Here is a 10908-nt window from a genome sequence, read left to right on the forward strand (position 1 = left end):
TCTTTGTTGGATTTGATCCTCTTGAGGGAGATCCTCTTGATGGCCTGTTCTACATTGCCGTCCAGTTCAGAGGCCAGGTTCATCACCTCCATCTTTTCCGTTTCTTCAGTGGTATAAGCCAGGTATTCTTCAGTAGAAACTTCCGTAGCATACACCGCAGAATGGGTTCCGCCCAGTCCGATCCAGACTTCCTTGTAAAGCCTTTTCGGATCGTTGTTCATATTGATAGAGAGTACCTGAGATTTTTCTTTGTCAGTCAGTCCCAGCATTGCCTGGATATCATCGAACTTGTTCATATACTTGCGTTGATCCAGAAGGATCTTACAATCTGAATTATTGGTAATGCTTTCTTTGACAATGGGTGACTGGATGATGTCATCCACTTCCTGGGTCACCACGATGGCCTCTCCGAAGAACTTCCTGACCGTTTTGAACAGGTATTTGATGTACTCTGCCATCCCTTCTTTGGCAATCGCTTTCCAGGCTTCTTCAATAAGGATCAGTTTTCTGATCCCTTTCAGTCTTCGCATTTTGTTAATAAAGACCTCCATAATGATGATGGTCACGATTGGGAAAAGGATCTTATGGTCTTTAATGGCATCAATCTCAAACACAATGAAACGTTTGGACAAAAGGTCAAGCTGTTTTTCTGAATTGAGCAGATAGTCATATTCACCTCCTCTGTAATAGGGTTCCAGCACATTGAGAAAGTTGGCAAGATCGAAGTCCTTTTCCCTGACCTTCTTTTGTTCCAGAACTTTCTGGTAGTCATCTTCCACGTACTCATAGAATCCATTGAATGAAGGATGGTGTTTATTAGACTTAATCTTTTCAATATATCCGCTGACTGCATTGGACAAGGCTACCTCTTCCGAACGGGTTGGTGGTTCATCATCCCTTTTCCATAAAGTCAGGATCAAAGTCTTGATACTCTCTCTTTTTTCAATGTCAAAGACGCCGTCGTCGGTATAGAATGGATTGAAAGCAATGGGATTGTCCTCGGTATAGGTAAAGTACACGCCGTCTTCTCCTTTTGTCTTTCCTTTGATCAGCTCGCATAATCCCTGGTAGGAATTTCCGGTATCGACCAGAAGTACGTGAGCACCCTGCTCATAATATTGTCTCACCATGTGGTTCGTGAAAAATGATTTTCCACTACCTGAAGGTCCCAAAATAAACTTGTTGCGGTTGGTAATGATTCCCTGTTTCATCGGAAGATCGGAGATATCCAGATGGATGGGTTTTCCGGTCAGCCGGTCGGCCATCTTGATTCCGAAGGGTGAGGGCGAATTCTGGTAATTGGTTTCCTCCGTAAAAAAACACAGGGCCGGTTCGATGAAGGTATAGAAGCTTTCTTCACTTGGGAAATCACCAGCATTTCCCGGGATTCCTGCCCAATATAATGTCGCTGTGTCCGTTGTATTGTGGCGTGGCTTGCATTCCATCAGTGCCAATGCACTTCCTGTGTCATTTTTCAGCTGCTTTAGCTCTGCCGGATTATCAGACCATACCATTACATTGAAATGGGCACGGATGGATTGAAGTCCAAAAGAATGGGCTTCATTCAGATACTTTTCAATCCATTCTTTATTGATCTGGTTAGCTCTGCTGTATCTTGCCAACGAGTGCATATTCCTGGCGGACTTTTCAAACTGGCGAAGGTTCTCATCACTGTTATCAAGGAACAGATACTGATTGTAAATGTGATTGCAGCTGAGCAGAAGTCCTTCCGGCGAGGCAAAGGACAGCAGACAGTCGCTTCGGTCGGTACTCAGTTTTTCATACCGGCTGTGCGATGAAACGGTGCCTGGCAGATCTTCGGTATCGGATAAGGTGTGCATGTTAATGCGGTTGTTGCCGATTCGCATTTCTTCTGACCCTAATTTGATGTCTTGCAATGACGGATGGGTTTCACGGGATAAGGTGAGATACTGTTCCAGTAATCCTGACTGCTCAGAAGTTCCGGATATTTCATCCTCAGTCATCCTTTCAAGATGGATGTATCCGCTGTCATTCATAATCCGCTCCAGCTGATCAACAGCTTCAAGAAAACGACTGATGATTTCTTTGTCCTTAATCTCTTTTGGAATGAGCTTACCTTTGCAGAGCGATGAAAAGTTACTCTGCATACGCATTCTTTCCTTACTGGTTTTTGTAATGAACAGATAACAGTAATGATTTAAAAACGGGCGCTCATTAAAATGTCTTTCAAAAGATTTGGACAAAAAACTCTGGTCTTCTCTTGACAAATCTGGATTGTAGTTTTCTTTGATAAACCAATCCTGCTTGTGGACCACCGTAAAGTCAGGGAGAGTCTTGATTGCCTTGAACCAGGCGGAATGCATGGCTTCATACTCAGCGGAAGCAACGGTGAACAATTCAGGAAGTCTGACTTTAAAGCAAACCGTAACATCAGCATCTTTTGAAATGATAAAATCATTTTCAATAGCCAGCAATGGAAATTTACTTTCCAAGGTTGCTGCTTTGGAAGAATTTCTCATACGTTGGCTTTTTACGTTTACTTTTCAGATAGCGGTAGACGCATTTTCGGCTGATGATATATCTGGGATGTTTTTTACGGGCTCCTAATTTCATCAGGCCATGCTCGCCGTATTTTCGATTCAGTGAGAAGGTCTGCCAGATGAGAATCGCACTGCTTACTCCGCCAATCGCAAGGCAGAGATAGGTATTGACTCCAGCCATGTACATGACCATCACGCATACGAGTATCCCCAATAATCCCCCTGCAAAAATGAACAGGTATTGGGCTTTCAAACCTTTGAATTCCACAGTCTTCCCTATTCCTTTATTGATATGATATGTATTCATAGTAACAAAATTTATAGGAAGAATGAACGAAGGATCGTTGCTGCCACGATCAGAAAGATACACGCCCCGAACCAGCTGGCAGCGGTCTTGCTCGTATCGGGATCACCGCTGCTGAACTTATTATAGACCTTGACCCCTCCGATAAGTCCGACAACTGCCCCGATGGCATAGATCAGCTGAGTAGCCGGTTCAAAATAGGAGGTCACCATTTGCGTGGCCTCGTTGATCCCGGCGGTACCGTTGCCTTGGGCAAAGGCACCCGTTACTGCTAAAAAGGTCAGACCTGATAGCAGTAATTTTTTTCTTTGTTTTCTCATAATTAAACATCAATTTTATTTGGTGTACCGCACTTTGCGGAACTATAAGACAAAGGTGCCGGAGCTCTCGATTTTTTTTGATGGAATGGATTAATGAGGAATAATTTGGCTGTTAACTGATACATAACCTGAGGGTGTTCACTTACAAATTATTGTAAATTTGCAGGGACTTTCAAAAGGGAATTATGGATAAAAGATTCATGAATATTATTGAACTCATCTAGCAGTCTCGTAACAATGCATTAAAGCAGTCCATTCTGAATGATCAATTTATATTGGAATATTGGTGCTTATATCAGTAATAAAGTTGAATTGAGCGAATGTGACAGTCAGTGGTAAAGGAAATATCTCAATATATTCAAAGTAATTGACCATATATAAAAGGTTTTCAGATTAGAACCTTTGGAGAATGAAACAGTTTTATGAATCCTATAAAGAATTTCCAAAACCCTCAACACTGTTGAGAGAATCTAATGTCGATATTGCAAATACCTTCAAGGACAGCTACATTTTTGATTTTTTAAATTTACCGGAAACTTTTAATGAAAGTGATCTTCAAAAAGATCTTATTCAGCAAATGAAAAATTTCATTCTGAAAATGAAAGGATTTTCTTTTATCAGCGAAGAGTACAAAGTGCAGGTAGGAAATTCAGATCTTTATATTGATCTTCTATTCTTCCACAGAGGCTTACACTATCTTTTCCAAATTTCTTTTCATATTCAGCATATTTTTGCATTGTCTGATATGCAAAACCATCAAGAGCATTTGGATTATAAAAAATATAAACCTTTACTTTTTTTAATTGATCTGAAGATAATTCTTTTCCGTTTTTATCCCTCCAGTCCTCATTTTGCATTCCATCCGGATCAATAAAAAGAATAGGATTATTAAAAGCGAAATTATACGAACTATGACGACGCATTTTCTCCGCCAGCGGATCCACCACACCCCATCTCCCAATATCCAGCATATAAAACCTCGCCCCATAATCATACATGCCTGTCTCTGATTACATGTCTGCAGTTCCTTTTCGTTGTACTTTGTTCACCTACCCAGATAAGCGAGGCTTCTGCGCCAAGGTGTGAGATTATTTATTTTTTCTTAACATTTTTATATAAACTATAAAAAATTAGTATATATGTGATGATACTTAATAATAGGTTTATGAAAGGGTTCAGTGTAAACCGAACTCCTTTCTAATTTAATTCGTCTAACTTTGGGTTCAGTTTATATTAATAGTTTGATTTAGTTAGGAGTAGTTTCTAAATTATATATATCTCCACCATCTTTTGTACACTGCACAAATATTTGTTTAGGAATATTATTTTTTAGACTTATTTTAGTGGTTTGGTTACAATTTTCATTATTATATTTAAAAATCAACCCATTATTATCTACACTGCTAGGTATCGCTGAAGCAGAACCTAAATTATAAAAGCCTAACAACTTATTCTGAGAATTATAAATATAAACCTGTCCGCTTCCTCTTTTTGAATCCTCGTAAATACCTGTATAATGAACAGAGGTTAAAATTTTTAGCGTTTCTCTTTTAGAGGTAATAACATTGCCTAAATATTTGACTACTTGTTCATCAATATCTTTACCTTTTTTTATAAATCCAAAGTCCTGATTAGTAGAATTTTGTTCTAAAACTAATAATCTGCAACGTTCACAGTAATCTAACTTTGTTTTAGTAGATTTATTGTCATTATTTTCATGTAAATCTGTTTTGTTACAGCTTGTCAATGAAATTATAATTAAACTCAAAAAAAATCTTTTCATGTTTTAATAATCTGCGGGTTTAGGTTTTTTAGATTGTCTTTGCATTTGTAAAACACTTTTTTGATAGCCTGCTGTTCCACCACCATTATATGCTTCTACAGCTTTTGCCCATCCTTGAAATTTATAGGTAATTTTCCCCGTTTTATCAACCGAAACCCCACCTTTAAATCCTTTTGTTGCCAATATTCTTGTTCCGGCATGTAGCGAGTTCGGTTCGCTTGTCTTTTCACCTTTATTTAATTGATAGCTACTCTTCATTTTAGACCAGTCTCCGGGAACATTAGCCTGCATAATATCAGTAGTGCCTGTTGTCCCAGCATTCGATTCCTGAAAAGTAATAGCTTTAACTAAAGTAGGGTCTAAATCAGGTATATCTTTTGTAGCTTCGGTTGGAATAATATTACCTCCTTCTGTTACCAAACTCAGTTGACCTGAATTTTTAGACTGATTAAAATAACCTGTTCTTGCTGCAATTTGATAATCATTTTCCTGATAAGCTGTACCAGATACATCTTCATTAGATAGTGGTCTGTTTTGAATTATATTAGGCATAGGAACCGATTTCCATCCTGCAGTACTTTGGGCAGGATTTCTACTTGCATTCGTTGATGCTTGTATATATGTTTTAAATTGAGTGTCACTTTTAATACGATGAAGTTCTACACCATGATTATTAGTAAAAACAATATCATTTGGCGCCATCCCATCTGGGTCAACAAATCGAATAGGATTATTAAGAGTATAATTATATGGTGACCAGCCAAGGAACTCTGCACCCTTCGAGTCAGCCACGCCTCATCTTCCAATATCCGGCATATACATTCTTGCCCCGTAATCATACATTCCGGTCTCCTGCAACTCCTTTCCATTGTACTTATATTGATAAGTAACCTCATAAAAAATACAAGGTTCTTATTATTTGCCGGATATTAATCAATCAATCTTATAAGTTCTCCTAAATATATTTTTTTATTATTTAAATTGAAATTAGAAGGAATACTTATTAAATACTCACTCTGATTTTTAAATTCTCCTTTCTGCAAAATTATTGCTGTATTTTCTACACCATTATAATTTTTTATAAAATCAGCTATAGGAAGTTTATCTTTATCAACAACATATATGGTATCATTAGTATGGATATCTTTTAATATATAAAAATTTGATTCATTTTTATTTACTGCTGAATAATAAGATAATAATTCAACATAGATGTTTTTTTGAGGTTCGACTAACTGAGAAAAACTTACTGTTTTTTCAGTTAAATTTTCTTTTTCTTTACAAGAAAAAAGAATTAAAAATATTACTAAAATTAAATTTTTCATCTCTCTTGTACAGGATCAATTTTTTTATTATTTAGCTTATTCGTCTTATATAATCTATACATTCTGTTTATTTGATTAACTGTGAAGCCACTTGGTTTTTTTATTGTTCCCTGTATCATAAAATTACTTTTAGGTGTCGAGAATGTTTCTGGTAGATCAAACCAAGTTTGTTTTGATGCCATAGCAGGGTGTTGTAATCCTCCAGTGTGACCTATTTCATGCGGCATTGTCTTACTATTTGTTCCACTTATGATATCATCCACATATTTTTCATTTACAGAAATTTCTTTTCCATTCATTTCTCTTCCTACCACATTAGATTTTCCATCTTTATAAACACCACAATCCTTTGAATCAGAATCCTTTATTTCGATAAGTGTATCAGTACTTTTAAGATCTTCTTTATCATCAATGGTTCTAATATTTATATTTGCTGAAACTGTAATATTTGGATTATTACCTATATTGTTAAAAATGGCTTCAGTTTGTGATTGTACACTACTAGCAAATTTTTTCATATCAATTTTTTTATTTGAAGAACTATTTAATACAGCTCCTGTAAATGTTATTTGATAATGAGTTGTATTTGTTTTTTTATCATAACTTTCAGTAATACTCCAATCTCTACCATCTGGATCAATCATCATAATAGGATTATTTGCAGCATACATCATGGGATTTAAATCAAAGTGCTTCTCCGCTAGCGGATCAATTACTCCCCATCTCCCAATATCCGGCATATAAAATCTTGCGCCGTAGTCATACATTCCTGTCTCTGTCTGCAATTCCTTACCATTATACTTATACTGATACGAAGGATTTCCTGTCAAATCATTATATCCTTCATGCTTTAATCCAAAAGGATAATAGTTGTTTTCTTTCCAGCATTTTCTTCTATTTTACTTGCTTGATCTGTATTTACAGTTTGATCTCCAATAATTTTACTACCTTCTTTATGAGATCCTAAATATGCCCCCACTATAAGCAAACCATCATCTCCAATTGTATAAGAAGAAGTTGCATTCAATTTTACAGTTTTTCCAGAATCATTAATTGAGTCCAGTAACCTTTGATCGGCTTTTGTTTTTACTTTCCCTGACGCTCTCAAATTTCCATCTTCTCCTTTAGTAAGTGTTAAATTTGTTGAAGCTTGTAACATTTTATATGCTTCTGCTGCCTTATCTCCTGTAATGATAACATCTTTTCCTTGTCTTCCATCCGGATCAATAAATCTTATTGGATTATTAAACGCATAATTATATGGGCTATATCTTCTCATCTTCTCCGCTAACGGATCAACAACACCCCACCTCCCAGTATCAGGCATATAAAACCTCGCCCCATAATCATACATCCCTGTTTCTGTCTGAAGTTCCTTTCCATTATACTTGTATTGATACGCAGGATTCCCAGCCAACGCATTATATCTTTCATAAAAGGATAATAATTGTTTTCTTCAATAACTTCTATGCTACTGCCTTATGAAAAAATCATTAAGCCCACTGCAAAAACGGTGGTTTTTTTTATTGTTGCGCACGGATTACAAATCCGAAATGTATCATTGTTGGTTAATATTCAGCTTATAATGTTTCAATATGATTTTTTTTGAAGAATCATTCAACTTATATGAAATGCCTTTATCTTTATATCTCCAAAATTCTAATCTGTTATCGGCAAATAATGTATCCTTCTTTGTAAGAAATGCAAATACATAATAGCTATCATCAGGAATGACAATGTTATTTTTTGCAATAATTTCTTCTTTAATTTTTGAAAATTCTTTACTAATCCTTTTACTTTCAATAAGAGTTTTCGTTATGTCATTATCCTTTAAAAAGAAATATTTCAAATCAGAACCTAAGAAATATTTGCCATTATTAGCCGTGCCATTATAATAAAATAATGCAATCCGTTGATTACTGCACGATGTAGCAACAATCAACAACATTAGTAATAAATATTTAATTTTCATGATTATTTTGGAGTTGAAGGCGGTTTAATTTTTGTTGATGTGACACTTTCTACCGTATAAGGTATTATTCCATAATTAGTTCTTTTATCTTCCCCAAGTTTCACATTCATTTGATTCCCTAAATTTGTTGTTGTATATTCTTCTTCTTGATCTGGAAATCCTACATTTCTATTGTCTGGTGTCATTATCGACTTATCAGTATTATTATCATATTTATTACTATTCTTTTCTCCATATTTTTTTGGATTTGAAAAAAGGTTATATCCATGAATTATTTCATGACCAAGTCTAGAGGAAGGGCTGTTATAACCAACATTACCTTCTTCCAATGTTGATTTTGTGCCATCCTTCCTAAACCTTATACCTTCTGACGTATTGAATTTTACAGATTTACTATTAGGGTCGAATTCGTTTTTTTTACCACTTTCTGTCTGCTCATTAATTGTAAAAGTGTTCTTTTTATCATTAATCATTTCGTCCATAATGTTCACGGTTTTAGCCTCTTTACCTTCACCTATTGTAACATTGAGAGCACCGGTAGAATATAAATAATCTAATGCCTCATAGGTCTTTCTATCAAATTCATTTTTAATTTTACTATAATCCCGATCTTTTTGATATGAATAAACATTATCACCAAATCTAATATCCCTACCGTCGGGATCAATGAAAAGAATTGGGTTATTAACAGCATAATTATAAGGGCTGTGTCTTCTATGTTTCTCCGCCAGCGGATCCACCACGCCCCATCTTCCAATATCCGGCATATAAAATCTTGCTCCATAATCATACATTCCTGTTTCCTGCAATTCTTTACCGTTGTACTTGTAATTTTTATAGGAACCTGTTCCGAAGAAAGCATTCCCAATCTTCAAATGATTCATCCCAAACGGATAAAAATCATTCACATCCACCAGTTCCAGATTACCAGAGCTGTCTCTTCCGAAACTTATACTTGCATTTCCAAGATGATCTTTATACTGGTAAATATACTGATTGTCTCCGTGAAGCTTATTATAATAAAAATAAAACAGGGAACCATCTAGATACCTGTTTAGATTATTTTCTTGAGTATATTGTAAAATAATACATAAGATTATAAAAGAAAAGTATAAACTTTTCTCAAAAGGCAGCAACTACAAGATTTACTTAATCAGATAAAGGCCGCAAAGATTATCGCTTGTGTAAACAGTGCCCTCTGTAAGAGATTTTACATCAACATTGTCTACCTTAAACCCAAACTTTTGAAAGTCATCATCATTAAAATATGCATCTATGGGATCGATTTTAAATGAATAACTTGCTCCTATTTTTATCTTATTTTTAATATAAAATTTAATTTTACAATCTTTTTCAGCCACTAGTAATTCTTTAATATTATTATTCCGAATTTGTATGAAATACATATTTTTAGTACTATCAATTTTAATAATTTTAAATTGATCAATCGCATCATTTTGTTTTGCTTGAGATTTTATCCCAGAGCAAGTAACCATTAAAACAGTAATAATGGATATTAAAAGTATTTTCATTATCTTTTTTTTATTTGAATTGTTTTTAATGGTTGAGTAACTTTTACTCCATTAACATCTTTGTACATTGTTCTTTCAATTCTACGAATTCCATCTGAAGTTTTAGGTAAAAAATTATTATCAATTTGAAGTGGATAATTTATTCTTGGATCAAGTTCATTAGCATTATTATGTGCTTTTAAGTACCAATCTAGACCTAAAACTCTATTTTGTTCACCTAAAATATTAATTGCACCAGGACTATTAATTGCACCACTATAAGCTTCTAATATTTCATGCATAACCCCAACACCTTTTGTAGCACCATAAAATGAATCTTCCTCTCCCAAATCATTAGGATTTATCACCTGAGAGGCATGAGTTATTTTATTAGGAGAACCATCTAATGAAGCGTCTAAGGCAGAATTAATAGTACTTCCCCTAAATGCCCCTCCTGATAATGCCGTGTTATCAGATTCTATTACATTGCTACTTTGAGCTGTCACGCTTATGACTACATTTTTATTTTTTGTAGCTCTTAGTAAAGTTGATTCTGCATCAGTAACTTTTGCTCCCTTTTTTACAGTACCAGTTACTTTTCCATTTGCATCCATCTTTAAATTCAAATTGCTTGCAGAGTTTTTTAATTGTTCAAATGCTTCTGCAGCTTGGTCACCTTTCAAAATTACATCTTTATTTTGCATTTCATCCGGATCAATAAATCTAATAGGATTATTAAACACATAGTTATAAGGTGACCAGCGTCTCGAAGTTTCCGCCAACGGATCCACTACGCCCCATCTCCCAATATCCGGCATATAAAACCTCGCCCCATAATCATACATTCCTGTTTCTGTCTGCAGTTCCTTTCCGTTGTACTTGTAGTTGTATAATCCCGCTCACATTTTGCAAAACTTCCTACTCCGGTTTTTCTCGCACGAGGCTTTTCACTGTGATCGTCTTCGCTTGCTCGCTTTTTCAAATATAAAAATTTAATTCAGTTGAAAAATAAAATTCCATGTAGATTTTTTATTTCAATTGAAAAAAAATAAATTTTGGATTGCCTATAAATAGGGACTTAAAAGCGCGTCACAACTTTTTTTTGACAGCAATGATATTTTTGTCAAAATAAGAGTTTATTTTCAATTTAATTTTACAAATAATATGTAAG

General features: G+C 35.0%; 11 protein-coding genes and 3 pseudogenes. 1 reads left to right on the forward strand and 13 read right to left on the reverse strand.

The window, feature by feature from the left end:
- The 3 genes from AC0N32_RS19400 to AC0N32_RS19410 all read right to left on the reverse strand — a co-directional run.
- Positions 1-2501 (reverse strand): TraG family conjugative transposon ATPase (locus tag AC0N32_RS19400; RefSeq protein WP_476395485.1); only part of this gene is annotated, 2501 nt, incomplete at its 3' end.
- Entirely contained in the window at positions 2464-2829 is a 366-nt protein-coding gene (locus AC0N32_RS19405) for a DUF4133 domain-containing protein (RefSeq protein ID WP_476395486.1), read from the reverse strand. The genes AC0N32_RS19400 and AC0N32_RS19405, both read right to left, overlap by 38 nt.
- 11 nt (positions 2830-2840) lie before the next feature.
- Positions 2841-3146 (reverse strand): DUF4134 domain-containing protein, encoded by a 306-nt coding sequence (locus tag AC0N32_RS19410; RefSeq protein ID WP_159476324.1) that lies wholly within the window; start codon positions 3144-3146, stop codon positions 2841-2843.
- A gap of 409 nt (positions 3147-3555) precedes the next feature.
- Here AC0N32_RS19410 and AC0N32_RS19415 point away from each other — a divergent pair, with 409 nt between their 5' ends.
- Positions 3556-4020 carry a PDDEXK nuclease domain-containing protein gene (locus tag AC0N32_RS19415; RefSeq protein ID WP_476395487.1) on the forward strand — a complete coding sequence of 155 codons (465 nt, stop codon included), beginning with the start codon at positions 3556-3558 and terminating at the stop codon, positions 4018-4020.
- Here AC0N32_RS19415 and AC0N32_RS19420 read toward each other — a convergent pair.
- From AC0N32_RS19420 to AC0N32_RS19465, 10 genes and pseudogenes are all read right to left on the reverse strand, one after another.
- Positions 4001-4153, reverse strand: a pseudogene (locus AC0N32_RS19420) (RHS repeat domain-containing protein); the annotation flags it as partial. The gene AC0N32_RS19415 and the pseudogene AC0N32_RS19420 overlap by 20 nt on opposite strands.
- A gap of 239 nt (positions 4154-4392) precedes the next feature.
- On the reverse strand, positions 4393-4929 hold the full coding sequence (locus AC0N32_RS19425; RefSeq protein ID WP_476395488.1) for a hypothetical protein: 537 nt from the start codon (positions 4927-4929) through the stop codon (positions 4393-4395).
- A 3-nt stretch (positions 4930-4932) separates the two neighbouring features.
- Complete coding sequence (locus AC0N32_RS19430; protein ID WP_476395489.1) at positions 4933-5631, reverse strand: lysozyme family protein; 699 nt, start codon at positions 5629-5631, stop codon at positions 4933-4935.
- Positions 5632-5858: 227 nt separating this feature from the next.
- Entirely contained in the window at positions 5859-6254 is a 396-nt protein-coding gene (locus AC0N32_RS19435; protein WP_476395490.1) for a hypothetical protein, read from the reverse strand.
- Complete coding sequence (locus AC0N32_RS19440; protein ID WP_476395491.1) at positions 6251-7084, reverse strand: RHS repeat-associated core domain-containing protein; 834 nt, start codon at positions 7082-7084, stop codon at positions 6251-6253. The genes AC0N32_RS19435 and AC0N32_RS19440 overlap by 4 nt, the downstream gene beginning before the upstream one ends.
- 376 nt (positions 7085-7460) lie before the next feature.
- Positions 7461-7721: pseudogene (locus AC0N32_RS19445) on the reverse strand (RHS repeat domain-containing protein); the annotation flags it as partial.
- A gap of 91 nt (positions 7722-7812) precedes the next feature.
- Positions 7813-8226 carry a hypothetical protein gene (locus tag AC0N32_RS19450; RefSeq protein WP_476395492.1) on the reverse strand — a complete coding sequence of 138 codons (414 nt, stop codon included), beginning with the start codon at positions 8224-8226 and terminating at the stop codon, positions 7813-7815.
- Between the two features lie 2 nt (positions 8227-8228).
- The gene (locus AC0N32_RS19455) at positions 8229-9362 is read right to left on the reverse strand and encodes an RHS repeat-associated core domain-containing protein (RefSeq protein ID WP_476395493.1); all 1134 of its coding nucleotides are present in this window, start codon (positions 9360-9362) and stop codon (positions 8229-8231) included.
- Between the two features lie 9 nt (positions 9363-9371).
- Positions 9372-9758 (reverse strand): hypothetical protein, encoded by a 387-nt coding sequence (locus AC0N32_RS19460; RefSeq protein WP_476395494.1) that lies wholly within the window; start codon positions 9756-9758, stop codon positions 9372-9374.
- Between the two features lie 680 nt (positions 9759-10438).
- Positions 10439-10627 (reverse strand): annotated as a pseudogene (locus tag AC0N32_RS19465) (RHS repeat-associated core domain-containing protein); the annotation flags it as partial.
- Positions 10628-10908: the final 281 nt, after the last annotated feature.

The sequence above is a fragment of the Chryseobacterium endophyticum genome (assembly GCF_056333165.1).

Bases quoted from the DNA above. Each gene is read 5' to 3' on its own strand.
- AC0N32_RS19425 (WP_476395488.1), bottom strand. From the start codon at position 4,929: ATGAAAAGATTTTTTTTGAGTTTAATTATAATTTCATTGACAAGCTGT.
- AC0N32_RS19460 (WP_476395494.1), bottom strand. From the start codon at position 9,758: ATGAAAATACTTTTAATATCCATTATTACTGTTTTAATGGTTACTTGC.
- AC0N32_RS19415 (WP_476395487.1), top strand. From the start codon at position 3,556: ATGAAACAGTTTTATGAATCCTATAAAGAATTTCCAAAACCCTCAACA.
- AC0N32_RS19450 (WP_476395492.1), bottom strand. From the start codon at position 8,226: ATGAAAATTAAATATTTATTACTAATGTTGTTGATTGTTGCTACATCG.
- AC0N32_RS19410 (WP_159476324.1), bottom strand. From the start codon at position 3,146: ATGAGAAAACAAAGAAAAAAATTACTGCTATCAGGTCTGACCTTTTTA.
- AC0N32_RS19405 (WP_476395486.1), bottom strand. From the start codon at position 2,829: ATGAATACATATCATATCAATAAAGGAATAGGGAAGACTGTGGAATTC.
- AC0N32_RS19430 (WP_476395489.1), bottom strand. From the start codon at position 5,631: ATGGCGCCAAATGATATTGTTTTTACTAATAATCATGGTGTAGAACTT.
- AC0N32_RS19435 (WP_476395490.1), bottom strand. From the start codon at position 6,254: ATGAAAAATTTAATTTTAGTAATATTTTTAATTCTTTTTTCTTGTAAA.